The organism is Albibacterium bauzanense (assembly GCF_004339765.1).
Taxonomy (GTDB): Bacteria; Bacteroidota; Bacteroidia; order Sphingobacteriales; family Sphingobacteriaceae; genus Albibacterium; species Albibacterium bauzanense.
Genome location: NZ_SMGO01000003.1, coordinates 60,288 through 86,549, shown reverse-complemented (window position 1 = coordinate 86,549; position 26,262 = coordinate 60,288). Strand labels below are relative to the sequence as shown.

Here is a 26,262-nt window from a genome sequence, read left to right as displayed (position 1 = left end):
GGTTAATTATTTAATTCTAACTATAAAAATATGATTTTAAAACTATTTTGAATAGTTAAATTAGTCTTTTACGAAAATTTAAATAGAGAGTTAAGTTTTATTTTTCAATAAGCCTTTCTTTTAATAATGATGGCTACTTTTGCGATGAGAACAACTATTTTATGATAATGAAAGAAAAAAGAACCAATTCTATCCGAAGTATTTTTTTAATGGCTTTTGGCGTATTAGCAATTTTAACTTCGTTTACTCATACAAACGATAAACCAAAATACAGATTAATCCATAATAACGATGGGACAGATGCATTGGCAAATATGTGGTTTAATAGGAAGCCAGATTTAACCCGTGAAGATATAAATCGATATGTAGATATGGTTGCTGATGCGGGAGTGGTTACTACTTTTATGATGTGTACAGGGAGTGATTTTGTGTTTTATCGATCTAAATATGAACGGCCATTTGGTGACGACTTAAATGGAACTTTAAGTTGTGAGGGCAGTGAATCTGAACGTAATGCTTTTAAGAATTATTATAATAATTTCATTAACCTGGAAAAAGAAGGTACAGACATTATTGATGCTTCATTAACCAGGGCAAAGGAACGTGGGATGGAAGCGATTATAACTTTTAGAGTAAATGACCTTCATTTCGCTGATACAAGCAAGCGTTGTCGGGTTTCTTATCCGGATTTTTGGTATAATAATCCCCAATATTGGACAGGGGATGATACGCAGGGAATGAATAGTGCGCAAGCTTTGGACTTTACATTTCCGGAAGTGCGACAACATAAATTGAATTTAATTCGCGAACAACTAGAGAAGTATGAACAGATAGATGGTTATGATCTGGATTTTATGCGTTTTATTGTTTTGTTTAAGACTGGAGAAGGGCCTTCAAAAGCACATTTAATAACTTCGTTTGTGAAGGATGTAAGGCATATAGTTGATTCGGTTTCAACCAAGCGTGGAAAGAAAATTCTATTATCTGCCCGAGTTCCTATTACAGTTGAAGGATCTTTGGAAAAGGGCTTAGATGTGCGTGAATGGGTTAAACTGGGATTAATAGACTTTATTTCTATTGGCGCGCATTGGAGGGGTGAAACTGCTATGCCTATTTCTAAATTTAAAACAGATCTTTTCGGTGCAGGAAAACAAACTATTCCTGTATATGGTTCTATCGATGATGGGGGCTATCAGCCAAGAGAGCTTTTTTCTGATGGTATGTACAAAGGCATGGCCTCTCATATTTTGGGGCAGGGTGGAGATGGATTACATTTGTTTAATTTTTATTTCGCCGATTATGGTAAGGTGGATTATGAAAAAGCATTAAATAAGAGCGGGTTGGTTTGTAGAACACGATCGCAAAGATTACTTACAGAGTTAGGAACAGTAGATAAATTGCAAACTGCGAATAAAATATACTGTGCTTCAGATGGAGTGACAAATTCTTATGGTGTTTTGCAGGTTGCGGATTTACCTATGGCTTGTGGAAATGGTAAAAAAAGTAATGCCAGCATTTTTATAGGTGATGCTGTGGAAAGCACGAAACCTAAACAACAAATATTGTTTGTACGGACTGACCGTAAGGCAAGAATGGATATTTATGTAAATAATGTGAAATTAAGCAATAGCATACCAGATTATGCTGAAAAATATGATCGCTTACATGGTATGCAAGAAGGAGAAGAAATGTTTGCTTTTGAATTGCCTGAAGATTGTTTAACTCAAGGAGAAAATACAGTTTCCATCGTATCTAAATCCAATATTTTTGTAGTGAAACGATTAGAGGTTGCATTAAATTATGGGGATGTTTCAAGTAATGGATATTTTTAAAATACCCTGCCGCCATTAGGTGATGAGCATGGATAAGAAATGGTTTTATAGAATGATTTCGTAAAACTCTTAAAATATTTTCCCATTTTTGTGGTTCTAAACAATGGCATTCGGATAGTGCAGTGCCATTTTTAACTCATTGTCGCAATGATCAAAAAGTCTTTATTTATAATCTGTTTTTTATTGTTTTCGAGTCTATTTGCCAAAGCGAATTTCGATTTTAATTATAATTGTCGACAAGCTTATGACGCTATTTTTGACCTGCGTATGAATGAGGCGAAAAAATGGATAGCGACGGAAAAAAGTCAAAATGCTAACAATGGGATTATTGTTCTATTAGAAAACTATATAGATTTTTTTAGCCTGCTGGCTTCGGAAAATAAAAGTGATTATGAGCGTTTGAAGGCGCGAAAGTCAAGCCGTTTGAGTGCCTTGGAACGGAATGATAAGAATTCGCCTTTTTATTTTTATTCTCAGGCAGAGATAAACTTGCAATGGGGCTTGCTTCAGAGTAGATTTCAAGATTATTTCCCTTCAGCAATGGATATCTGGAAGGCAGAAAAATTGCTTCGCAGTAATGCGGAACGGTTTCCTGACTTTTCGCCGAATAAGAAAAGTTCCGGTTTGATTGATGTCATTTTTGGAGCAATACCGGCTAACTTGCAGCGTTTTACAAGTACTCTTGGATTAAAGGGTAATGTGACAAGAGGTATAAAAACATTAGAAGGATTGCTCACTACAATGCCAAAATCTTATGATTTTTATAAAAAAGAGGTTGCTTTCTTTTTGTGCTATATTGAAACAGATCTGGTACCTCATCAATCTGGTTATAACAAAATGATAAGCTATACCGAATCTTTTAATGATTCCAGTCTATTGAAAAGTTATCTTCAGGGATACGTGTCCATGAAATATTATCAGAATGATAAGGCGATTGCTTATTTACAGGGACGGCCGAAAGGATCTGCGTATATTGCTTTCCCATCACTTGACTACTTGCTCGGAATTGCTAAATTGAATAGAATGGATGCCGATGCTAACATTTATCTGGCGAACTTTATAAACAATACAGAAGGAGTTAATTATGTAAAAGATGCTTATCTAAAGCTATCTTATTACTATTATTTAAGAGGTAATAATACTCGCTACCGTGAGTTTCTTCAGTCCGTTAAAACCAAAGGAAATAATTACGATGAGAAAGATAAACAGGCTTTAAAGGAAGCGAACGATGCTGCACCAGATCCTTCGTTATTGAGTGCACGGTTTTTCTTTGATGGAGGCTATTATAATCGGGCGCTTGAGCAGCTGAAGACGAAAAATACAAACAGTTTTAAACTTCAGCGTGATAAGATTGAGTTTCATTATCGGTTAGGAAGGATTTACGATGAATCGGGCCAGGATCCAAAGGCGCTTTCTCACTATCAGCAAGCAATTGATTTGGGAAAACAGACATCTTATTATTATGCAGCGAATGCTGCGTTGAATATTGGTGATATTTATGAGAACCAAAATAATAAGAAACAAGCAGCAGCTTTTTACCGAATGGCCATTGCTATGAAAAATCATGAATACGAAAGTAGCATCGAGAATAAGGCAAAAAGTGCTTTAAAACGAATAGGCAATTAGGAACGTTAAGCTTTATCTTCTTGTGTAAATCGAAGTTGCCGCTGAATGGCTGCTTGATGATGAATATTGATTTGATTGCGAAACTGATCAAAATCAAAGTTTTCCGCAGTACCGCAATCAAGCATATCAAAATAAACGGAGGTTTTGAGGCTTTCAAAGTATTCGATTAATTGTGTGCTCCATATCAATTGACAATCGCCTTCTATTTTTGGAATTAAATAACTGATTCCATCTTTCATCTCTATTTTTCGAACATGGTTGGATTCGAGTTTTCCTTGAGGAAACATTAATACGACATGGCCTGGCTGACTTAGAAGCTTAGCCATTTGATCCAAACTTCTATTAACAGAAGGAGTGCCTGGTGCAATTGAAAAACCACCAAAGAAACGAAGCCAGGGTTTCATCTGTAATTGCTTTTTTAATATTAAGAAATGAAAACCTTTCATCTCTTGAGTTTTGAAAATGCTATTTAAGCAGAGATAGGCGGCGAAGAAGCCATCCCAAAAACTAAAATGATTGCACATTAGTAAGTAGGAGTGTCCAGGTTTGATGGGGATGTCTCGAATTACCAATTTATGGAAACGAAGTCGCATTCCGAAACTTAAAAGACGGAAGGCTCCTCGGACAATGAATAACGGAAAGGGTCTGGCTTTAATGATCATGGAGCAATTCTACTAAAAATTGCCCGAATTCCAAGTGAATCATATCGTGGTTAGCATCGATTTCCATTTCTTGGGCCGTAAGAATTCGAGGAACGATGGATCGGCCAATTTTCACAGGATAATTTTTGTCGCGCTTACCAAAAATAAAATAACTATTGATGGGATGCGTATTTAACCTCTCAACAAATTTTTCTGCGTTTAAAGTCAGAAAACGCTTGTAACGAATGCAAGCAAAGAAAGCAAATCTTAATTCATATGTACCTACTTCACGTAACAATATATTATATGCTTTTTTATCTATAACAGATAATCGCCTGAGTAGCCATAAAAACCGAGGCATGCCACGGCCAGTGTGTAGCGCTAAATACTTAAGCAGTATGCCACCCATTGGATGGAGGCTTAAAAAGGAGACGACTTTGCCAGGGTTAAAACAGGCCGGAGCGGCGACAATTAATTCCCGAATGCGATGAGGCATTTCTTCTACTAAGGTTGTCGCATAATGAGAACCCATAGAATAGGCGATAATAGAAAACTGAACAATGTTTTGGGCCTCACAAAATTCTAAAAACAACTGGCTGAGTTCCTCCTTTGAAATACCTTTCTTAACCGCGTTCAAGCTTGAATCTTTTAATTTGGTTTCTTTATGAAAGAATAAATCAAATCCGTAAAAGGTATATTGGTTGCCCAAAGCCGGTTCAAGAACAGTAAATTGCTTACCATGCATACCATAACCATGGAAACAGAGCATTTTTTTTGCACCATGACCAAATTGATAGTAATGCATTCGCACCAGTTTATTTTCAAAGTAGTGTTCGGTCATACGCTACTTATTTTTGATATTGCTATTGCCCAAACATAATCACCATCGTGGGTAATGCTTAAACTGACTTTTAAATGGGAAAATGATGCCGGCAATACAACACGAGGTATGCCTGCTATTTTATCCCGAATGATTGTGATCTTTGACAAACCAATCGGTGTGGGGCAAAGTTGTTTAATGCTTTTATAAATGGCTTCTTTTGCGGCCCAGGTAGAGGCGTAACGCAGCATGGGTTTATCGAATTGATCGCAATAAAGAATCTCTTCTGATGTGTAGATCTTTTTCTGAAACATGGGGTTAAAAGACAAAATGAAATCGGGTAGAAACACGATATCGTTTCCGACGGAAAAACTTTCTTCGGAAACTAATGGAATCGTTATCGCGTCGAATACCTTATTTTTCATCTTCTACTGCAACTCCCATAATGTTAAACCCTCCATCTACATAGTGGATATTTCCGGTGACTTTTTTTGACAGGTCCGAGAAATAATATAGAGCTGTATCAGCAATATCTCCAGCATCTACATTACCCAAAGGGGCAGTTTGTCTGCCGAGTTTGCGCAATTTTCGTACTCCATATATGGCGCCGGCTGATGTTGTCATGATCAGTCCCGCAGAGATGGCATTGACCCGTACACTGGTTTTTCTAAAATAACTGGATAGATATAGCATGATGTTTTCAAGTGCGGCTTTGCAAATAGCCATGCCTGCATAGGCCGGGAAAACACGTTGTGATGCGTTGTAGGTTAAGGTTAGCACTGAAGCGCCAGGCGATAAAAAGGGTTCTGCTGATCGACAGATTCGCAATAACGAATAAGCGCTTATATTAATAGCGTCCATGAAATCTTCAAATGGGATATCAATATAGGAAGGAGCTGGTTGTTGGCTGCCTGGAATGGTGTAACACAAAACCTGTTGATTCCCAAAAGCGACACCGTGTAGGATATAATCGATGGGACCCAAGCGTTCATAAACCTGACTTACGAAAGCTTGTATCTCTGTTTCATTTCGTACATCGACTGCCGCGGTGTTGGTTGTATCAATGCCTGCTTTATCCAACAGGTATAGCACTTCTTCCTTCGTGTCGGGAAGATAGCTTAGGACAACCTGACAGCCCGATTGATGTAATCGGAGCGCGATATGATAAGCGATTGAATGTTCGTTTCGAACTCCAAAAACAATCGCTACCTTGCCTTTGTTATCGATCATTGTGTATCTTTTGATAATAAAATAGAACTATTGGTACCTCCAAATCCATAATTCAAACAAACAACGGTATTGATCTCTTTTTTGAATGCTTCTTGTGGTATTAACTCTCTAAAATGCGCCATCGGAGTTTGAGGGCCTTCCCACGAATCTGCCTGTTGAAAATACTCAAGCTCGGTATTTAATTGAACCGAGTTGAGACAAGGCAATACGGTTTGTCGCTCAAGCATCAAAAGAGCAGCTATCATTTCAACAGATCCGGAGGCGCCAAGCATGTGGCCAAACTGTGATTTAGGCGCAGCAATATGATAACCTTTATCACCGAGCATATCGGCAATGCTGAAAAGTTCAATAGCATCTCCAACTTGCGTGGATGTTCCATGTACTTTAACAACATCTGGCACCATACCGGAATTTCCTAATAAACCCTTCCATAAGCGTTTTTGTCCATCATAGGATGGATGGAACATATTGCCATCTCCATCGGAATTATTGAAATAGCGATCAATCACACCCAGAATATTCGCTCCCCGAGCTTTAGCAATGTCGTAGGCCTCTAGGCAAACAATTCCGGCTCCAAACGAACAAACAAAACCATTTCTATTGATATCAAATGGCCGGGAACTTGCCTCAGGAGTAAACCCACGGCTTAGAATTTGCATTCCATCAAAGCCTATAAAGCTTTCTAAAGAAGTACCTTCTACACCACCTGCAACCGCACGATCTTGTATTCCATATTGGATTAATCGATATGCATGACCAATATTACCTAAGCCTGTAGCACAAGCGGAGCCGATTGATTCACATACGCCTTTATTTTTGATGAGACAGGAAATGTTGGCTGCTTCGCGATAGAACATGGATCGGTCAACAGTATGTGTTCCAATGGAACGACTTTTTTTACCTAGTTCAAAAAAATTGCGCCAAGCAGATCTGGCTATTTTAGTACCACTACCACCTGATCCAACTACCACACCGGTCAACTCGGATTGAATGTCATCCTCTTGCCAATCTGCCATTTTTATAGCATCCAGTGTAGCCAACATAGCCCAAATACTGCCAACGTCTGCTGTCGCTAAATGGGCATGTGGGATACGATTCAAATGATCTAAATATGTTTCAGGATAATCTTCGATATGCGATGAATAAATAGCTTCTAAGTGCATTTCTTCTTCTGTGACATAACCCGAAACGCTGGAACGCACTTGCTTTCCATGATGTTTGGCCTGATCCCACTCTCGGATAAGGCTTTGGTTAGAAAATAGTTTGTCAGCAAAATCATCCAACTTGGTACAGGTAGGAAAAACTCCACCCATTCCTACTACTGCAACTTTTCTTCCCTGGAGCTCCATCTTAAGCTTTTTCTTGGGTACGTACAATCAGATCGACTACATCTTTAACCTTTGAGCCTAGATCATCTATATCGTCGTCGTCAAATTCTATATCGAACTTTTGTTCGATTTTCGCGGCAATATTAATCATCTCGGTAGAAGGAGTGCCTAGATCGGCAATAAAATCGGTTTCTTCGGTTACCTGGGTTAATTTCGCAGGATCTACTGTTCGCACAGTTTTCAAAATTTCTACTAAACCATCAATGATGTCTTGTCTTTCCATATTTTTATTGATTGAAAAATTCTTTTTTTAAGGCTCGCCCTGTAATATCAAATAATTCGGCTACTAATATGAAGTCCGGCGGAAACATATATGTATGCAGCATATCTTCATTAAAATCATTGAAGTACGCAGAAAGGTCATATCCTTTTGGTACTTTGTAAATCCGACCATCGCACACCATCTGCCTGAATTTATAGAACTTGATCTGTCCCGCACAAATAAAGGTATCGCCTTCCTCCAGATAGTGATGAAAGTATACCTGTCCCACACTAATAAAGGCCGGAACAAAAAGATCTCGTAACTCAATTGGGGCACAGTTTCGCTTTTTAGCCTCTAAAAAGGTAGCACATGATACTGTTGTAGCTTGAGCAAACGCTTCAATTTGATCAACTCCACGAAAGATTCCAAAGTGATCCAAAGTGTCTTTCGCTTTGGGGCTGTAACTTGCTACAATACCGGTTTTAGGCAAATGCCAATGGTACTGGTCAATCAGTAGCTTACTGGGGCCGTGTAAAAGAATTTCATTTGGTGCAACGCCTACGAGACTGTTCATATTATAAGAGCCCTCCATTAATTTGAATGTTACTACCATTCATATAAGACGCTTTATCCGAAAGTAAAAAAGCGATTACTTCTGCTACTTCTTCTGGTTTACCAAAGCGCTGTGCTGGAATCATATTCAAGTATTTTTCTTTCTCTTTCGCCGGTACAGCATCGGTCATACGGGTTTCTATTAAACCTGGAGAAACCGTCAAGATCCGTATTTCGTGTTGTTCATATAAAACGGCAACTTCCTTAGCCATTGACTTAGAGAAAGCAATCAGACCAGCTTTGGTTGCTGCATAAACCGATTGAAAAGCGTTACCCGTTTCTGCAACGCAAGAACTTACTTGTATAACAACACCACGTTTTCTTAATCCAAATAATTTTACAACGGTTTTGGTGATCATGATTGGTGCCTTTAAATTGACCATGAGCATGGTGTCGATATCCGTTTCTGGTTGATAAACCAGCGATTTATCGAAGGTGACTCCCGCATTATTAATAACGGCAAATAAATCATCGCCATGCTCAGCTTTAAGTCGTTTACAGAATGCCTTGAGCTCAGCAGGGTCATTGAAATCAGCTGCTAGTACCGAGTTGTTTTCTCTTAATTCTTTAACATGTTCTTCTTTTGATGCATGCAAGATTAAGTGGTAAGTACCGTTGAGTTTTCTAGCAATTGCTAATCCCAAGCCAGAGCTGGAACCTGTAATCAATACTTTGAGTTTTCTCAATGGATTGTTGAATAAGTTTATAATGATTACTCAAAATTAAAATATTAATCGGACAAAACAACTTAAATTTGCTGTAAACGTAGTTTCTGATTTTCTGTGATATTTTATTGAGCGAAGTACGCGTTAACTATATATCGCTAAATTTTTGTATTTGTACGTCAATATTAAATACTTCATTGTAACTGAATGAACATCAAAGAAAGACTTTCGCAACGTATCAACATGGATGATATGCAAGAAATTATTTATCGGATTCAAGATAACGGTTTAAAGAAACAAGAGTTATTCAGTTTACTCTTTGACCCCAATGATAAGGTTGCATTTCAAGCTGCTTGGGTTATGAGCCATTTTTCTTTGAAGGAAAACGAATGGTTATTTTGTAAACAAGATGAAATGATTGACGAGGTTTTGATCTGTCAACATACTGGAAAGCGTAGATTAATACTCACTCTTTTATACAAGCAGCCTTTAGTGAGTCTTCTAAGAGTAGATTTTCTTGATTTTTGTCTGGAGCGAATGATTACAAAGAAAGAACCTTCAGGAATTCAGTCTCTTTGTATGAAAATCGCTTTTGAACTTTGTCGTTCGAGCTCTGAATTGATGCAAGAGTTTAAAGCTGCATTGGAAATGATGGAAGGGGAAAGTTCACCCGCAATACATGTTGCTAGAAAAAATATATTAAAAGCAATGCAAAGGGAAAGTCTGTAAATTATTAGATCTCATCAGATGTATATTGCTTCAAATAATATTCGTTCATATTATTTCTGTTTTAGTTGATCAGATAATTTTCATTTGCTAAGTCAAGAGGTTGAAATACTCTATTAACGATAAGTAAGTGTATATCGGTGAATTTTTCATTACACCATTGTTTAAGTTGTATTAGTTCGTCTTTTTTAAGCGTTTTCAAGCTTTTAATCAGTTCCCTTTCGAATAAAGTCTTGTCAAAACTTACCTTCGATAAAATCAACTTTACATATTCCAGCATGATCATGATCTTTATAAAATTAATTACAGCTATCTTGTTTGCATTTACAAAACTAGTGCACTAATATTAAACGATCATAGAGCTACTATTATGATTTTATCAAGTAATTAATTAAACAATATTTGATATTTTACAATTATTAAGTCCGCTCATTAGTTAAAAAACCTTAGTATATTTATAGCACAGTGGGGTTTTATGGTGAAATGTAATTAAAGCTAATATAATGGAGCAAATAAAAATAATTTCAATCGAAAATGACACACACAATGTGGTACACATTAAAACGAAAAAACCACAAGATGTTTCATTTGTACCCGGACAGGCAGTAGATGTTTCTGTAAATAAACCTGGTTTCGAAGAAGAGTTAAGACCTTTTACTTTCACCTCTTTACCTTCAGATAATCATTTAGAGTTTTTTATAAAGACCTATCCTGAACGTAATGGTGTTACAAAGCAAATAGGAAAGCTTAAGCAAGGCGACTCACTTTCTATCGGCGAAGTATTTGGCGATATTCAATATAAAGGTGAGGGGATTTTTATTGCAGGTGGAGCAGGTGTCACACCTTTTATTTCCATTTTTAGAAGTCTCGAAAAACAACATAGTGTTGGTAAAAACAAACTCATATTTGCTAACAAAACTTCAAATGATATTATTAACCAAGCATTTTTTAATCGTTTGCTGGGTGAAAACTTTATTAATGTTCTATCTGAAGAGGAAATGGCAGGGTTTGAACATGGATATATAACAAAAGATTTAATTAAAGCACAAATGGAGAGCTCCGACACTTACTTTTATCTTTGCGGACCACCACCGATGATGGATGCTGTATTGATTTTTTTGCAAGAATTAGGCATAGACGACACACATATCGTAAAAGAACAATTTTAAGAATAGTAAAGATTGTTCTGAATTGGCTAAGGCAGATAAGCTCCATCCGAGTATTTTATTATATTTAGCCAAATCGCTTAATTATTTTTGTCAGATCTGAGTAAACCATGAACCAATTTATCCAAATGAACCGCTATTTGTTTGCTGTTATAGCTGTTGTTTTTGTTGTTAATTTCAATGCTTTGGCACAGCGTACCATTGCTGTACCCCAAATTATAAATTATTCTAATGAGGTTTATAAAGCTGGATTACAGAATTGGAGCGTTGATCAGGATTCTGAAGGCATCATGTACTTTGGCAATAATGAAGGGTTAATGACTTTTGATGGTTATTACTGGTCAGTATTTCCATTGCCAAATAGCACAATTGTGCGCTCGGTAGCTGTTGATAATAAAAATCGGATTTATGTTGGCGGGCAAGATGAGTTGGGATATTTTGAAGCGGATGAGACAGGAACCTTACACTACCATTCGCTTGTGCCTCTGATTATCAATACAGAGCGTGAATTTGCAGATGTATGGCGCATCACAATTGTTGATGATGGTGTTTTCTTTATGACGAACAATCGTATTTTTCGATATAATGGAGAACGTATTACTGTTGATAAACCGAAGAATACTTGGCAATATATGGGCGAGGTTGATGGTAAATTATATGCTCAATCTCAAGAGCAGGGTTTGATGCAGTATGATGGCGGGTTTTGGAAACCATTAGCTAATCATGCAGATCTCAATGTTTCTCCTGTAACCCATATACTTCCTTATAATCAAGATACCTTATTAGTTACAACATTAAAAAATGGTCTTTTCTACTTGGTAGGTAATCAGTTACTTCCTAAAATAACGGAAGTTGATAATATGCTGTATACTAGTAGGATATATAGTGGTGAGAGAATTTCGACAGATCTATTCGCTTTTGGAACGACAGCATCAGGTTTACTGGTGATGGATAAACAAGGTAGAGTAGTACAGAAATATATGTATGGAGAGGGACTGCAGAAAAATAATATTCGAGATGTATTTATTGATCGGGATGAGAATATTTGGCTTGCGCTGGATGATGGAATAGACTTTATAGCAATTAATAGTGCTATAAAATACATTCATCCTGATAAAGATAATCCTATCAGTACTTATACAATGCGCATATTTGATAATAAGCTTTATGTTGGTACATCTAACGGGTTGTATGCAAGTAGTTTTCAGTATAAAGATTTGGGAGATATCGGAATGGCTAACTCGAGATTTGTTAAGATAGCAGACACAGATGGTCAAGTATGGATGTTGAATGAGATCAACGAAAATTTGTTGATGGGACATGAAGATGGAGCCTATAGTATTAATGGATTTAACGCAAAGAAAATTTATTCAACACCGGGAACCTGGTTATTTACACCAGTATCGAGAGTATATCCTTCACAAAGTATTATTGCGGGAACATACTGGGGACTTCAACATATTTCATTTGATAATGGTCAGTTTTCTAATCCGAAAGAGGTAGAGGGATCAGAGGAATCATTACGTTTCATTCATTTTGATGAAAGAGAAAATGCAGTATGGGTATCTCACCCTTATCGGGGAGTCTTTAAATTATTTCTATCGAAAGATTTAAAGAAGGTTGTGACGCAGAAAGAATATGGAATGAATGAAGGGCTTAGTTCGCCATTAAATAATTATTTATTCTATATCAGAAATAACATCCTTGTTTCAGCCCGAGATGGTATTTATGAATATGATATATCTCAAGATAAATTTGTGTTGTCGAATTTATTTAAACCTTTAAAAGGTGTTTCGCCGGAGTATATGTATGAAGATAAAACGGGAAATATTTGGTTTGTAAGTAAGAAGAAACTTGGTGTGTTGGATTTTTCCAGATCAAACGGTGAAATACCTTATACCCTGGTTTATTTTCCGGAATTAGACGGAAGAGTATTGGGTGGCTATGAGTCTGTTTATGCTTTTGATAATAACCATGTATTTGTTGGAGCAAATAAGGGAGGTATTCTTCTCAATTATAATAAATATAGGGAACGAATATTGGAGCCTAATGTACTATTAAGAACTGTGAAAGCTCTTGATGCGGAGAAGAATGAAACGATATTGTATGGTGGACATGGGCAGTTTCCGCAGGATCTGGCAGAATTAAGTTATAAATTGAATTCATTTCAGTTCACTTTTTCAAGTACACTCTATGATCAGCTTGGTAATGTTGAGTATAGCTATCTAATGGAAGGTTTTGATAAAAACTGGTCCACCTGGAATAGTAAAAGTGATAAAGAGTATACTAATTTGTCACCTGGTAAATACACTTTCAACGTAAAATCAAGAAATAGCAGTGGAAGTGAATCAGAAGTCCTTTCATATTCTTTTTATGTATTACCAGCATGGTATGCAAATACATTCAGTTATATAATATATGCGCTTGTCTTTTTGATGCTTCTATATTACTATATAAAGAGGCAAAAACGTAAATTGACATTGAAGCACGAAAATGAATTATATCTTCGACAGCTTGAATTAGATCATCGAGAAAAAGAGGTAGTCCGACTTAAGAATGAGAAATTGAAAGCTGATCTTGATTTTAAAGATAGAGAGTTGGTGAGTATGACAATGCATTTAGTTCAACGCGGCGAGGTTCTATCAAAGATTAAAGACAAAATACATGAAATTGCAAAAAAGGATGATGCTGACTGGGGTTCAATCAGTTTTAGGCAGTTAATGCGATTGGTCAAATCAGGAGAACGTACGAGTGAGGACTGGGAAAAATTTAGTGTACATTTTAATAATGCAAACGAGGGATTCTTTTCTAACTTGAAAGCAAGGCATCCTGATTTAACTTCAAATGAATTGAAAATATGTGCATACCTACGTATGAATTTATCTTCAAAGGAAATCGCACAATTAATGAATATCACTATAAAAGGAATCGAAGTTGGTCGTTATCGGCTACGAAAAAAGCTAGAAATTAGCCCTGAGACCAATCTACACACCTACCTATTACAGTTCATAGCAGAATAAGATTTCATGATTTATTAATTAATTGATATATAGCTATATACAAATTAGCTGTAGTGGTATTGTAGTGGCTTTTACATCACGAAATATTCCATTGTAGGGGTATTGTAGATGGCTGATAATTCTGGTTTTCTCATTATCTATCTACTTTCATACCTAGCACTCCGCTATCTCAAAGGATTGCTATAACTAAATTTTTAAACCATGTTAAATAATTTCATTCTATGAAACAGAGAATTCTACATGTATTCATGTTATTAAGTATGCTTATGTTTGCTTCTGAGCTATCTGCTCAGACTTTGCAAGTAAGCGGTAAAGTTATCGGGGCTTCCGATAACGCTCCCATTCCAGGGGTCGTCGTTTCTGTAAAAGGAACTACAACTTCGACTGGTACGAATGCGGATGGCCAGTACAATTTAACTATTTCCGGGACCAGTGCAACTTTGGAGTTCCGACAAATAGGGATGGCGACTCAAGAAGTCGTTGTAAATTCGTCGGGTATTTACAATGTATCTCTACGCGAAGACTTGACCGAACTTGAGCAAGTGGTTGTAGTAGGATATGGTACTCAGAAAAAGAGTGTAGTTACTGGAGCAATTAGTAGTGTAAAAGGGAGCGATCTTGAATCGATGCCGGTAACCCGAATAGAGCAGTCATTACAAGGTAGGACTTCCGGGTTGACCATTGCTAGTAATTCAGGACAACCTGGTTCATCAGCCACAATCCGTGTTCGTGGTATTACTACTTTCGGAAACAACAATCCATTATGGGTAGTCGATGGGGTAGTTGTTGACGCTGGCGGAATCAGCTATCTTAATCAATCGGATATTGAATCGATTGAGGTTTTGAAAGATGCTTCTTCTCAAGCTATTTATGGTGCAAGAGCAGCAGCAGGGGTTATTCTGGTAACGACTAAAAAAGGTGTTGCAGGAACAATGCGTGTAAATTACAATGCCTATTATGGAACGTCGGCTCCGGCACGTAAACTCAGTCTGTTAAATGGAACAGAGTATGCAACGCTGCGAAATGAGTCAGCACTTGCTGCTGGTAAAGCATTGCCATTTGCTAATCCGCAGGAATTTGGTGAAGGAACCAACTGGCAGGATCAGATTTTTAATAATAATGCACAACGACATAATCATGAGTTGAGTATTAGTGGTGGAAATGACAAGTCAACCTTTTACGGTTCATTTGGATACCTTTCACAAGACGGTATTGTAGCAACTGAAATTTCCAAGTATAATCGAATTAACATACGTCTTAACTCAGAGCATAAAATAAAAGACTGGTTGAAATTCGGACAAAACCTTGGTTATTCGCATGAAAAAAGTCAAGGACTTGGAAACACAAATAGTGAGTTTGGAGGCCCTCTTTCAGCAGCGATTAACCTGGATCCACTAACACCTGTTGTTGAAACGGATCCAGCTATCATTAACAGTAAACCTTATTCAGATAATCCAGTAGTACGTGATCAAAATGGAAATCCATATGGGATTTCAGAATCCGTAACTCAGGAAATGACCAACCCGCTGGCATATATCCAAACGCGTCTTGGAAATTACGGATGGTCGGATAATATTGTTGGAAATGTTTATGCAGAGATTTCACCTATCGAAGGCTTAACATTCCGTTCTACATTAGGATCTAAGCTTTCCTATTGGGGCAACGAGAGTTTTACGCCAGTATTTTATTTAAATGCAACTAATCAGAATGCACAGAATAATTTTACAAGAAGTAGAAGCAAGGGATTTGATTGGAATCTGGAAAATACAGTATCCTACTCACGATTAGTTGGCGATCATAGTTTCCAGGCCTTAATAGGACAGGGAGCTTATTATGATAATCGTTCTACCGGGTTGAATGTAACTTATTTCGATATTCCTGTAGACAATTTTGATGATGCCTCCATGAATTACAATATTCCTACAGATCAACGAAACTCGTCTGGATATGAGAATGCGGGACATACAGTGTCTTCACTTTTTGCACGTTTAAATTATAACTACCAAGAGAAATATTTGGCTGAAGGTTTAATTCGTCGTGATGGATCGTCTCGTTTTGGTTCTAATAATAAATATGGTGTGTTTCCTTCGTTCTCTCTTGGCTGGGTAGCTTCAAAAGAAGATTTTCTCGCAGATGTTGAAAGTATTAATATACTGAAAATAAGAGGAGGGTATGGTGTTGTTGGTAACGATAATATTGGCGATTTTGCTTACATCGCTACTGTAAGTGGAGGTAGAAACTATACAATCGGTCAAACTGATATGTATACAGTAGGATATAGTCCGAATGCACCTTCAAATCCAGATTTGAAATGGGAAGAAACAAGTCAGACAAATATAGGTTTTGATTTAACTTTCCTTAATCGGTTGAATGTTACGTTTGACTGGTATAACAAGGTAACCAAAGGAATACTACAAAATCCGCGTATACCATATTACGTAGGAGCAATTGGCAACCCTGCTGCGAATGTCGCAGACATGAAAAACACAGGAGTTGAGTTAGAGTTGGGTTATCGTAATAAATGGGGAGATGTAGATTTCTCAGTTAATGGTAATGCTTCCTATGTACGTAATGAAGTGACTAATATAGGTGCAGGTGTTAGCTTTATAAACGGTGCTGGCTTTCAAGCTTCCAGTTACAACATTACACGTACCATGGTTGGTCAGCCTTATAATTCTTTTTATGGTTTTAAAAACCTGGGTATTTTTCAAACTCAGGCAGAAATTGATGCTTATACCAATGCTGAAGGAGGTTTGATTCAACCAAATGCAAAGCCTGGTGATTTTAAATGGGCAGACCTTAGCAATGATGGAGGAATTGGTGAAGACGATAGAACATTTATCGGTGATCCGACACCTACCTGGGCATTTGGGCTTACATTTAATGTGGCTTGGAAAGGTTTTGACGCAGTTGTCTTTGGACAAGGTGTTGCAGGAAACAAGATTTTCCAAGGTTTAAGAAGATTGGATATAGGTAATGCAAATTATTCTAGCAAAGCTTTGGGAAGATGGACCGGTGCAGGTTCTTCAGAAACTTATCCTAGACTTAGCGATAATGACCCGAATAATAACTTCGCATATCCATCTGGCTTCTATTTAGAAGATGGTGATTTCTTCCGTCTAAAAACCTTACAATTAGGATATACTATTCCGTCTTCAATGACACAGCAGATCGGTCTTCAGAAGGCTAGAGTTTATGTGATGTCAGAAAACTTATTTACGCTCACTAAATATTCTGGTTTCGACCCTGAAATTGGAGGAGGTATATTAAGTATTGACAGAGGAATTTACCCTCAGGCAAGATCATTTATGGTAGGTCTTAATGTAACATTTTAAATTATGACAACAATGAAAAATACGATATTCACATCAATAATAGCGTGTCTGATTCTTTTTAGTCTGCAGGCATGTAAAGATAGTTTCTTGGAACTAAAGCCGAAAGGAACAGATCTAGAAGATAATTATTACCGCAATAGACAAGAAGCTTATAATGGTTTAGTAGCTATTTATGACATAGTTGGTTATCAAAGCGGTTCCTATACAACAAAGCTTTTAGCAACATCAGCAGCTTCGGATGACCATTATGCCGGTGGTGGAAATTCATCTGATTTACCTAATCTTCAAGCATGGTCAAGTTATACCTTAAATCCAGCAGTGGGTCCACAAGAGGATTTATGGCGTCGGAATTTCATGGGTATCAATCGGGCAAATATATTATTGTCAAAATTGCCTGATATCCCAATGGACGAAATTGAGAAATCAAGATTTGAAGCAGAATCAAAGTTTCTACGTGCCTACTTTTACTTTGACCTAATCCGTTACTTTAAAAATCTTCCTTTAATAGATCATCCATTGGTAGGAAACGAACTATATGAAGTGACACAAGTAGCACCTGCAGATATATACGCATTTATTGAAAGCGATTTGACAACAATAATGGAAGACCTCCCTATAAAGGTTGTTGCAGCAACAGAAGCTGGCAGAGTATCACAAGGTACAGCCAAAGCCTTATTAGGAAAAGTGTATTTACAACAAGAAAAGTTTGATTTGGCTGCACAGCAGCTTGCTGCCGTGAATGGAGAGCCAGGACAAACGAGCCAATATGGTTATCGCTTATTAGACAATTTCGCAGACTTGTTCGAAGTAGATAACAAATTTAATAGTGAATCGATTTTTGAGATCTCATTTACAAATACTTCTGTTGGAGATTGGGGATGTATTACCTGTACTGAAGGTAATGTTTTGAATATTATGGTTGGTCCGCGTGGCTACAGTGTTGGTGCTGGTGGCCCGGATTATGTATCAGGATGGAGCTTTCTTCCCGTTACTGCTGATTTAGCAGATCTGATGAAGAATGACCCAAGATACCCATATACCATTATAGATATGCATAAATTGGTTGACGAAGGTAAAGGTACTTATACTCCTGGATATATGGATACAGGTTATTTTCTTGAAAAATTCGCAGGAAGAGAATCTAACCGCTGGACCGGTGCAGGATCATTTGAGTTGAATTTTCCACAAAATATCTATGATATTCGATTGGCAGATACTTATTTATTAGAAGCAGAAGCAATTGTTAGAGGCAGTGGAAATTTGGTCCGTGCTGCTGCTCTTTTGAATGCTGTTCGTGCAAGGGTCGGTTTAGGTCCTGTAGCTGCAACTATGCCTAATATTAAAAGAGAACGTCGAATTGAGTTAGCAGGTGAAGGACACCGATGGTTTGATCTTGTTCGTTGGGGAGATGCAGCTGCAGCTTTAGGCGATCGCGGTTTTGTAGTTGGTAAGAATGAAGTATTGCCTATACCATTACTAGAATTGGACAATACCAAGTTAGAGCAGAATAAAGAATATGGTGGAACCAAATAAATACGGAAATTATGAAACTCAATTATAGAAAATTACATTATTTAGTCTGGGTCTTGATGGGAACGATGGTTCTGAATGCATGCAAAATCGAAGGAGATAACCTGCATTTAGAGAAAATTGCACAACCAGATTTCGAAGCAGTTGATCTTACAAAAGGTAAGGTTAGACTAGTTAACACAACCAGCACACCTTCTATTGCACAATGGACAGTTGTTAGTACAGGTCAAAAGTTTACGGGCGATACAGTTGAATTGAACCTCATTTTTGCTGGTCAATACGATATACAATTGAATGTTGTTTCGCAAGGTGGTATGGCAAATATAACTAAACCAGTTACTGTGAGTGAAAATGACCCTGAAGCTTGTGCAGATACAAGAGCTCTTGGTTTTATTGCAGGTTGCGATGCCAGAACATGGAAATTGAATCCAGAAGCTGGAGCTTTTAAAGTTGGACCCGGACCTGATAATGGCGACTGGTGGTCAAGTGGTGCCGGCGATATTCAAGTTCGAAGCTGTGAGTTCAATGATGAGTATAGCTTCTCATTTAATGCTGAAGGAACCTTCAATTATGATAATAAAGGCGATTTCTTTGCAGATGGATATCTTGGAAATAAGACTCAAGGATGTGAACCTGCCACTAATTTAACAGGGGATCAGAAATTATGGGACTCAGGAGAATTTAGTTTTTCAGTAACTGAAGGCACAGGAGTTAAAAATTTAGGACAATTAAGAGTAGTTGGAAAAGGTGCTCAAATTGGTGTGAAAAAAGCACATAATGGAGGTGAGACTGCAGAAGGACCGGTAGGCGAATCTATCTTATATGACATTTTAGAAATGAAGAAAAATGTTGACGGTAAGGGATATGACATTTTGAAAATAGGTGTTAATATAGCTGGTGAAGGATGGTGGACCTTTACTTTACGTTCTTTTTAGTAATACCAACATATAAATTATCCATAAAACTATGAAATCCATGTTAAAAATAATTCCTATTCTATTACTTTCTCTTGCTTGTTCTGAGAGTGAAAATCCAAAACCTAATATACCACAGCCAGAACCAATTGGGCCAAAAGAGTATTCATTCTCTACGACACCTAGCTGGGCAGACGAGTTTGATTATGAAGGCCTTCCCGATGTTAAGAAATGGAGTTACGATGCTGGCTCCCAAAATAACGGTTGGGGAAATAATGAACTTCAATATTATACTGAAGCAAACTTAGAAAATGCTCGTGTTGAAAATGGGTTGCTAACCATCACAGCAAAGCGCGAGAACTTTGAGGGCCTAACATATACCTCTGCTCGTCTTGTAAGTAAGGGAAAAGGCGATTTTTTATATGGTCGTTTTGAAGTGCGTGCAAAAGTTCCTCCTGGAAAAGGAACCTGGGCTGCAGCATGGATGTTGCCTACTGATTGGGCTTATGGAGGTTGGCCGGCTTCTGGAGAGATTGATATTTTGGAACATGTTGGCTATGATCAAGACGTAGTACATATCAGTATGCATACGGAGGCTTACAACCATAGTATTGGTACTCAGAAAACATCAACCAAAAAAATTCAAAATGCTACAACAGAATTTCATGTTTATCGGGTTGACTGGACACCAGATTATATAAAAGGTTTTGTAGACAATGTTGAAATTTTTCATCTAGCGAATGAAGCTAAAGGATATACTGTGTGGCCTTTTGATAAACGTTTTCATTGGTTATTAAACTTAGCTGTAGGTGGCGATTGGGGAGGACAGCAAGGTGTTGATGAAGATGCATTTCCGGCAAAAATGGAAGTAGATTATGTACGTGTATATGATTTACAATAGTAAAGTTAAATAAAGTTCTTTCTCGTTTCTTTGTCAAAACGGGAGTGGTTGGTTGCATTTGGCGGTTGATATCATTTTTAATGATATTAATCGCCTTTTGTTTTTAATTCAGATACTAATCAATTACTACAACATCTAAAGCTACTGCAACAAGAGATTTGCAACATCTGCATGAGATTGGTGTTTTTAATCAAGAAGGAGCAGGAAGATCAGTGAGGTATCAATTAAAGTTGTAAATTTATTAATGTAATCACTTATTTATTAATTCTTTAAAAAAGATATATTTTGTACTTTTAACGATATATTTTTATGAAAAAAGAAATACAATCTAAAACCCCAACATTATGAAAAAAACAACAAACAAAGTATTCAGTTATTTAGCATTTACATTTTGTATTGCAGCCATTGTATCGTGCAACAATACGAATCAAAATGATAATAGCAACAACGATGAGGTTGTTCAGGATACAGTAGCTAGCCTTACCCAAGTTTGGAAAACAGATTCTACATTTACAGGGTCAGAATCCACATTATATAACCCTGCTAATAATACCATCTATGTTTCTTGTGGTAATACAGATCCAAGTGCAAAAGATGGCGATGGTTTTATTGCTTTGCTTAATTCCGATGGTTCTGTTAAAAACATGAAATGGGTAACAGGTTTGAATGCACCTAAGGGTATGGCCATTTTAAATGGAAAACTTTACGTAACAGATGTTGATGAAGTAAAAATTATTGATTTAGAAACTGCAAGCATTGAGAAAACCATCCCTGTTGAAGGAGCAAAATTCTTGAATGATCTTGCAAGTGATGGAACAACTGTTTATTTCTCAGATTCTGATGCAGGTACTGTTTATTCATTAAATCAGGCAGGAAGTACAATGGCTGTAATTAATAATGCCGATGGCATTAATGGATTAGAATTGTATGAAGGAAGCTTATATACTCTTGATAAACAAGGATTGAACAAATATGACACCACAGAGTACAAAGGAAGCCTTCTTAATTCTGAAGTTAAAGGTGGTGATGGACTTGTTATTCTTAACGATAGTACATTCGTTGCAAGTCGCTGGGCTGGCGAAATTTATCTGATTAAAGGTGATAAGGCAACCTTATTGGTTGATACCAAGGCTGAAAAATCGAATACAGCTGATATTGGCTTTATTGCAGATCAAAACCTAGTGATTGTACCTACTTTTATGAAAAATGAAGTAGCTGCGTATAAGTTAAATTATTAGAATAATAATATTGGTACTATTAGAAAGTCTGATAGTACCAATATTAATAGATAGTAAATTTAATTTTTGAATTCCTGGGTAATCATCAACCCATATATACCTCCATCCAAAACACCAATTCCTACCCTTCGAAACGAAGGATTAAGAATATTAGCCCGATGTCCGGGCGAATTCATCAATCCTTCATGAGCAATGGGTATAGTTTGTGCAAGAGCTAGATTCTCTCCTGCAGTTAAAAATAAAATATTTGCTTTTCTAATCCTGTCAAAAGGAGATAGCCCTTCGGGACTTATATGTGAAAAATACGATCGTGTAAACATATCACGACTATGATCTCGTGCCACATTTGTTAATCGGCTGTCAACTTCAAGTGGGGCCAAGCCATGCGCTTTACGCTCAACATTAATCATGTTCAGCATTTCCTTTTCTAAAGGCTCTCTGACTTTCGGGAATTTAACAGAAAAAGGAAGTTTAAGTGTTTCTTTAGAACCTTCCTCAATGGTTGTCATTTGCATTGTCTGACTAATGGTTTCCTTAAATCCGGGCTTCAGGCGGTTTTCAACTTTGTCTAAACCAAGAGTCAGTTGTTGGACTATTTTACTATTACGGGTTTCATTAGAAATCCTTTCTGAAAGTGGAAGTATCAATAGCAGCAATGAAAGAAGTGCAGCATATAAAAGACCAGTAATAGCTCCGGGGAAAACACCAGCAATTTTGTTTACAAGATTATCATGTGCCTTTATCGGTATAAATCTTAAAAATTGGTTGAATAATAAAGACATAAATAATCCTGTAACAATGAGACTAATAAAAACCGCAAAAGGCATAATCCAAAGGTTATCCTCCATTATTCTTTTTAAGAAATCCACAACATATGGATAAAGAAAAATCATCAGCAAAAGACTTCCTAGCCAGGAAAGCAAGCTGGTAAAACTTAGGATAAAACCTCTCGTTATTCCATTAACTGTACTCAGTAATAAAATTATAATTAATATGATGCTGATAAAGTTCATCTCTTTAATTGCTATAACTTTAAATAAAACAAGCAGTTTATCTTAAAGTTTAGTTTATAAATAGATCAGCTCTATTTCAGGTCAGGGCAGGATAGTATTACGATTGATATATTTTATCTTTAGATAACTTAACGGAAAAACTCGTTTTAGCGAAAAAAATCGTTTATTTATATTACAGAATGGGAGTGTAACCACACAAAGAGCGTTAGGTCACTTATTATAACCCTTTAACCAACCATGAAAAGAAACATAATATTTAGAAAATTCTCTTTGCTCTTAGGAGCCTTATTAGTTCTTTTTAGCATCACTCAGTGCACCAATTCAAATAAAAACGTTGTTCAATTAAAAAAAGGATCTCGTATTGTTTTAATTGGTAATAATCTAGGATCAAGAATGATGAATTACGGTCATTTCGAGACTGAAATGCATCTACGCTATCCAGACAGCTTGTTATTTATACGAAATATGAGCGATGGAGGAAATACACCGGGGTTCAGACCCCATTCTGCACGAAAATCGCCATGGGCCTTTCCTGGTGCAGAAAAATTCCATCCTGAATTAGCAGACTATGCTGATAGCGAAGGTCATTTCCCTACCGAAGATGAGTGGCTTTTTAGCCTTAAGCCTGATATTATAATCGCTTTTTTTGGATATAATGAGTCATTTGATGGCGAGGAAGGTTTAGCAAATTATAAAGCAGAATTGGATGCTTTCATAAAACATACCTTATCACAAAAATATAATGGTGACACTACTCTTCAATTGGCTATTGTTTCACCGATTGCATTTGAAGATCTTTCTGCTAAAATCGATCTTCCAAACGGCAAAAAGGAGAATGTAAACCTTGAGCTGTATAGCAATGCAATGGAAGAGGTGGCTGCACAAAATAACATCCTTTTTGTAGATGCTTTTAATCCATCAAAAAGATGGTATAATTCCTCTAAAGAAGACTTAACTATTGATGGTTTTCAGTTAACAGACAATGGTTATGTCAAGTTTTCAAAACTCCTTGCAGATGAGATATTTGGAAATGCTTCTTTAGAAGCAGAAGAATACAAAGACTTAGTGCACGATGCCGTGCTTGAAAAAAACTGGATGTGGCACAGCGATTTTAAAATTCCTAATGGTGTTCATGCATACGGACGTAGATACGATCCTTTCGGTGCAGATAACTATCCGGCAGAAGTCGCTAAATTACGTGAAATGACTGCTATCAGAGATGAGGCCATATGGAAAGCTGCGAAGGGAGAGAAGATGGATTTAGCGCTTGCCGATCAAAAAACATCTGTATTGCCACCGGTTAAAACCAATTATGATCCGAAAGTAAATGGCGATCCTAATTATTTATATGGTCAGGAAGCGCTTGATAAATTCCATGTCGCGCCAGGTTATAAAGTAGAGCTATTTGCTTCAGAAGAAGAATTCCCTGACTTAGAAAACCCTGCTCAAATGTCCTTTGATAATAAAGGTCGTCTCTGGGTTGCTACCATGCCAACTTATCCTCATTGGAGGCCGGGAGACCCTAAGCCAAATGACAAGCTTATTATTTATGAAGATACAGATGGTGATGGAAAAGCAGATAAGCAAACTGTATTTGCAGATAAATTACATCTCCCAATTGGTTTTGAAGTTACAGAAGAAGGTGTTTATCTTTCTCAAGGAACTAATCTGGTAATATTAAAAGATGTTGATGGTGATGATAAAGCAGACACCAAAGAAATCCTGTTAAGTGGTTTTGATGATCATGATACCCATCATGCTCACAGCGCCTATACGGTCGACCCCGCAGGAGGAATTTACATGGGTGAGGGCGTTTTTCTGCATACCAATGTTGAAACTCCTTACGGCCCGGTTCGTGCAACTAATGGTGGATTTTACAGGTATGATCCTCTGCGCCATAAACTGGATCGTGTAGCTCAATTACCAATTCCTAATCCATGGGGAATTGCCTTTGATAAATGGGGAGAGAACTTCTTTACAGAAACCTCAAGTCCGGCTGTTCGATGGATGAGACCGGGATCTATTAAACTCCGGTTTGGACAATCTAATCCCAATTCCAAGGATTTAATTGAGCCAGATCATCGGGTTCGACCAACTTCAGGTCTTGAATTTATCTATAGCCGCCATTTTCCGGATGAAGTTCAAGGAGATTTTCTTTTAAATAATACCATCGGTTTCTTGGGTACAAAACAACATACATTAGACGATGATGGAACCGGTTATAAAAGCAGGCACAGACAAGATCTTCTTTGGTCAGATGATAGAAACTACAGGCCGGTAGATCTTGAGTTTGCACCTGATGGCTCTTTATATATAATTGATTGGCATAATGTCTTAATTGGCCACATGCAACATAATGCCCGTGACCCACTTCGTGATCACGTTCATGGAAGAATTTATAGAGTAACCTATCCATCTCGCCCTTTAGTTAAACCTGCGAAAGTTGATGGTGCTACAATTGAAGAGCTATTAGAGAACTTAAAACTTCCGGAAGCCAGAACGCGTTCTCGCTCCAGAAATGAATTGAGAGGCCGCAAGGTATCAGAAGTTTTGTCCGCTACAAAAGCATGGGTGGCAAAACTTGCTCAGAATGACCCCAACTTTGAGCACAACCTGTTAGAAGCTCTATGGGTAACCTGGGGAATGAATCAAGTAGATCAGGAATTGCTGGGACGTTTGTTAAATGCTAAAGATTATCATGCCAGAAGTGCTGCAGTTCAGGTGTTAGGGTATAACGGTCATCAAATACCTAATCAAACAGAATTATTAATGAAGGCTGCTCAAGATGAACATGGACGTGTTCGGCTAGAGGCAATCGTTGCAGCATCGTGGTTAGAAAAAGATCAAGGTTTAGCAATTGTAAATGAGGCTGGAAAAATGCCTCTTGATGATTGGATGATGCCTTCCTTCCAAACCGCATTGGCATCACTAAGAGGAGAAATAATGAAAGAGGAAGAACCAGTTGTAACAACGAGTCTTGAGGGTGCTGAAAGAGATCTTTACATTAAAGGGAGTGCTATCTTTGCTCGCGATGGCTTTTGTATTACCTGCCATCAACCCGATGGAAAAGGTCTTGAAGCATCTGGCTTTCCTCCAATCTCAGGATCTCAATGGGCATTAGGTAATGAAGATCGTTTAATTAAATTAACGTTAAAAGGTCTGCAAGGCCCCATTGAAGTATTAGGTAAAAAGTATCCCGGTCAGGTTCCAATGACTCCGTTTGGAGGAATGCTGAACGATGAAGAAATTGCATCAGTATTAACCTATGTTAGAAACTCTTTCGGTAATAAAGCACCAGCTATTTCTCCTGCAAAGGTTAAAGCTGTAAGAGCCTCCATTGAAAATAAAACTGGTTTTTATTCACCAGAAGAATTACTTAGTTTGCATCCATTAGAGAAATAGA

At 37.3% G+C, this 26,262-nt stretch carries 20 protein-coding genes; 11 read left to right on the top strand and 9 right to left on the bottom strand.

From position 1 onward, the window contains the following. The first annotated feature begins 167 nt into the window (after positions 1 to 167). Both C8N28_RS11705 and C8N28_RS11700 read left to right on the top strand, forming a co-directional pair. On the top strand, positions 168 to 1,832 hold the full coding sequence (locus tag C8N28_RS11705; protein WP_132225138.1) for a glycoside hydrolase family 10 protein: 1,665 nt from the start codon (positions 168 to 170) through the stop codon (positions 1,830 to 1,832). 147 nt (positions 1,833 to 1,979) lie between these two features. Further along, a complete protein-coding gene (locus C8N28_RS11700) occupies positions 1,980 to 3,458 on the top strand; it encodes a tetratricopeptide repeat protein (protein WP_132225136.1) in 1,479 nt (492 codons plus the stop codon). Between the two features lie 5 nt (positions 3,459 to 3,463). Here the strand turns inward: C8N28_RS11700 and C8N28_RS11695 are convergent, their stop codons facing one another. The 8 genes from C8N28_RS11695 to C8N28_RS11660 are packed head-to-tail and all read right to left on the bottom strand — an operon-like array spanning position 3,464 to position 9,037. Further along, the gene (locus tag C8N28_RS11695; RefSeq protein WP_132225134.1) at positions 3,464 to 4,120 is read right to left on the bottom strand and encodes a 1-acyl-sn-glycerol-3-phosphate acyltransferase; all 657 of its coding nucleotides are present in this window, start codon (positions 4,118 to 4,120) and stop codon (positions 3,464 to 3,466) included. Continuing rightward, positions 4,110 to 4,940 carry an alpha/beta fold hydrolase gene (locus tag C8N28_RS11690; protein WP_132225132.1) on the bottom strand — a complete coding sequence of 277 codons (831 nt, stop codon included), beginning with the start codon at positions 4,938 to 4,940 and terminating at the stop codon, positions 4,110 to 4,112. The genes C8N28_RS11695 and C8N28_RS11690 overlap by 11 nt, the downstream gene beginning before the upstream one ends. After that, complete coding sequence (locus C8N28_RS11685) at positions 4,937 to 5,344, bottom strand: holo-ACP synthase (RefSeq protein ID WP_132225130.1); 408 nt, start codon at positions 5,342 to 5,344, stop codon at positions 4,937 to 4,939. Before C8N28_RS11685 ends, C8N28_RS11690 begins: the two co-directional genes overlap by 4 nt. Next, on the bottom strand, positions 5,334 to 6,149 hold the full coding sequence (locus tag C8N28_RS11680) for an enoyl-ACP reductase FabI (RefSeq protein ID WP_132225128.1): 816 nt from the start codon (positions 6,147 to 6,149) through the stop codon (positions 5,334 to 5,336). Before C8N28_RS11680 ends, C8N28_RS11685 begins: the two co-directional genes overlap by 11 nt. Beyond that, a complete protein-coding gene (locus C8N28_RS11675) occupies positions 6,146 to 7,498 on the bottom strand; it encodes a beta-ketoacyl-[acyl-carrier-protein] synthase family protein (protein WP_132225126.1) in 1,353 nt (450 codons plus the stop codon). The genes C8N28_RS11680 and C8N28_RS11675 overlap by 4 nt, the downstream gene beginning before the upstream one ends. Before the next feature lies 1 nt (position 7,499). After that, positions 7,500 to 7,760 (bottom strand): phosphopantetheine-binding protein, encoded by a 261-nt coding sequence (locus C8N28_RS11670; protein ID WP_132225124.1) that lies wholly within the window; start codon positions 7,758 to 7,760, stop codon positions 7,500 to 7,502. Between the two features lie 4 nt (positions 7,761 to 7,764). Continuing rightward, a complete protein-coding gene (locus tag C8N28_RS11665; protein WP_132225122.1) occupies positions 7,765 to 8,313 on the bottom strand; it encodes a hypothetical protein in 549 nt (182 codons plus the stop codon). A 1-nt stretch (position 8,314) separates the two neighbouring features. Continuing rightward, positions 8,315 to 9,037 carry an SDR family NAD(P)-dependent oxidoreductase gene (locus C8N28_RS11660; protein WP_132225120.1) on the bottom strand — a complete coding sequence of 241 codons (723 nt, stop codon included), beginning with the start codon at positions 9,035 to 9,037 and terminating at the stop codon, positions 8,315 to 8,317. 186 nt (positions 9,038 to 9,223) lie between these two features. On the opposite strand from C8N28_RS11660, the gene C8N28_RS11655 reads away from it, so the two are divergent. The 8 genes from C8N28_RS11655 to C8N28_RS11615 all read left to right on the top strand — a co-directional run bounded on the left by C8N28_RS11655 (position 9,224) and on the right by C8N28_RS11615 (position 21,846). Beyond that, a complete protein-coding gene (locus tag C8N28_RS11655) occupies positions 9,224 to 9,745 on the top strand; it encodes a hypothetical protein (RefSeq protein ID WP_132225118.1) in 522 nt (173 codons plus the stop codon). Positions 9,746 to 10,245: 500 nt separating this feature from the next. Next, positions 10,246 to 10,911, top strand: coding sequence for an FAD-binding oxidoreductase (locus C8N28_RS11645; RefSeq protein ID WP_132225114.1), 666 nt, complete (start codon positions 10,246 to 10,248; stop codon positions 10,909 to 10,911). 107 nt (positions 10,912 to 11,018) lie between these two features. Next, complete coding sequence (locus C8N28_RS11640; protein WP_132225112.1) at positions 11,019 to 13,928, top strand: triple tyrosine motif-containing protein; 2,910 nt, start codon at positions 11,019 to 11,021, stop codon at positions 13,926 to 13,928. Positions 13,929 to 14,149: 221 nt separating this feature from the next. Beyond that, entirely contained in the window at positions 14,150 to 17,263 is a 3,114-nt protein-coding gene (locus C8N28_RS11635; RefSeq protein WP_132225110.1) for a SusC/RagA family TonB-linked outer membrane protein, read from the top strand. 12 nt (positions 17,264 to 17,275) lie between these two features. After that, positions 17,276 to 18,796: a RagB/SusD family nutrient uptake outer membrane protein gene (locus tag C8N28_RS11630; protein ID WP_132225108.1), complete on the top strand. Its 1,521-nt coding sequence runs from the start codon at positions 17,276 to 17,278 to the stop codon at positions 18,794 to 18,796. An 11-nt stretch (positions 18,797 to 18,807) separates the two neighbouring features. Then, on the top strand, positions 18,808 to 19,728 hold the full coding sequence (locus tag C8N28_RS11625; RefSeq protein WP_132225106.1) for a hypothetical protein: 921 nt from the start codon (positions 18,808 to 18,810) through the stop codon (positions 19,726 to 19,728). Between the two features lie 40 nt (positions 19,729 to 19,768). Beyond that, positions 19,769 to 20,608: a glycoside hydrolase family 16 protein gene (locus C8N28_RS11620; RefSeq protein ID WP_246012814.1), complete on the top strand. Its 840-nt coding sequence runs from the start codon at positions 19,769 to 19,771 to the stop codon at positions 20,606 to 20,608. Between the two features lie 344 nt (positions 20,609 to 20,952). Beyond that, the gene (locus C8N28_RS11615; protein WP_221410232.1) at positions 20,953 to 21,846 is read left to right on the top strand and encodes a YncE family protein; all 894 of its coding nucleotides are present in this window, start codon (positions 20,953 to 20,955) and stop codon (positions 21,844 to 21,846) included. A gap of 59 nt (positions 21,847 to 21,905) precedes the next feature. On the opposite strand, the gene C8N28_RS11610 is transcribed toward C8N28_RS11615, so the two are convergent. Further along, complete coding sequence (locus C8N28_RS11610; protein WP_132225103.1) at positions 21,906 to 22,859, bottom strand: CAP domain-containing protein; 954 nt, start codon at positions 22,857 to 22,859, stop codon at positions 21,906 to 21,908. Positions 22,860 to 23,096: 237 nt separating this feature from the next. Between C8N28_RS11610 and C8N28_RS11605 the strand changes: the two genes are divergently transcribed. Next, entirely contained in the window at positions 23,097 to 26,261 is a 3,165-nt protein-coding gene (locus C8N28_RS11605) for a PVC-type heme-binding CxxCH protein (protein WP_132225101.1), read from the top strand. The last annotated feature ends 1 nt before the right edge of the window (position 26,262 follow it).

Excerpts from the sequence above, each read along its gene's own strand:
- C8N28_RS11690 (WP_132225132.1), bottom strand. The coding sequence starts at position 4,940 with ATGACCGAACACTACTTTGAAAATAAACTGGTGCGAATGCATTACTAT.
- C8N28_RS11655 (WP_132225118.1), top strand. The coding sequence starts at position 9,224 with ATGAACATCAAAGAAAGACTTTCGCAACGTATCAACATGGATGATATG.
- C8N28_RS11675 (WP_132225126.1), bottom strand. The coding sequence starts at position 7,498 with ATGGAGCTCCAGGGAAGAAAAGTTGCAGTAGTAGGAATGGGTGGAGTT.
- C8N28_RS11645 (WP_132225114.1), top strand. The coding sequence starts at position 10,246 with ATGGAGCAAATAAAAATAATTTCAATCGAAAATGACACACACAATGTG.
- C8N28_RS11630 (WP_132225108.1), top strand. The coding sequence starts at position 17,276 with ATGAAAAATACGATATTCACATCAATAATAGCGTGTCTGATTCTTTTT.
- C8N28_RS11610 (WP_132225103.1), bottom strand. The coding sequence starts at position 22,859 with ATGAACTTTATCAGCATCATATTAATTATAATTTTATTACTGAGTACA.
- C8N28_RS11705 (WP_132225138.1), top strand. The coding sequence starts at position 168 with ATGAAAGAAAAAAGAACCAATTCTATCCGAAGTATTTTTTTAATGGCT.
- C8N28_RS11680 (WP_132225128.1), bottom strand. The coding sequence starts at position 6,149 with ATGATCGATAACAAAGGCAAGGTAGCGATTGTTTTTGGAGTTCGAAAC.
- C8N28_RS11620 (WP_246012814.1), top strand. The coding sequence starts at position 19,769 with ATGTTAAAAATAATTCCTATTCTATTACTTTCTCTTGCTTGTTCTGAG.
- C8N28_RS11625 (WP_132225106.1), top strand. The coding sequence starts at position 18,808 with ATGAAACTCAATTATAGAAAATTACATTATTTAGTCTGGGTCTTGATG.
- C8N28_RS11685 (WP_132225130.1), bottom strand. The coding sequence starts at position 5,344 with ATGAAAAATAAGGTATTCGACGCGATAACGATTCCATTAGTTTCCGAA.
- C8N28_RS11605 (WP_132225101.1), top strand. The coding sequence starts at position 23,097 with ATGAAAAGAAACATAATATTTAGAAAATTCTCTTTGCTCTTAGGAGCC.
- C8N28_RS11670 (WP_132225124.1), bottom strand. The coding sequence starts at position 7,760 with ATGGAAAGACAAGACATCATTGATGGTTTAGTAGAAATTTTGAAAACT.
- C8N28_RS11635 (WP_132225110.1), top strand. The coding sequence starts at position 14,150 with ATGAAACAGAGAATTCTACATGTATTCATGTTATTAAGTATGCTTATG.
- C8N28_RS11665 (WP_132225122.1), bottom strand. The coding sequence starts at position 8,313 with ATGAACAGTCTCGTAGGCGTTGCACCAAATGAAATTCTTTTACACGGC.
- C8N28_RS11615 (WP_221410232.1), top strand. The coding sequence starts at position 20,953 with ATGAAAAAAACAACAAACAAAGTATTCAGTTATTTAGCATTTACATTT.
- C8N28_RS11700 (WP_132225136.1), top strand. The coding sequence starts at position 1,980 with ATGATCAAAAAGTCTTTATTTATAATCTGTTTTTTATTGTTTTCGAGT.
- C8N28_RS11640 (WP_132225112.1), top strand. The coding sequence starts at position 11,019 with ATGAACCAATTTATCCAAATGAACCGCTATTTGTTTGCTGTTATAGCT.
- C8N28_RS11695 (WP_132225134.1), bottom strand. The coding sequence starts at position 4,120 with ATGATCATTAAAGCCAGACCCTTTCCGTTATTCATTGTCCGAGGAGCC.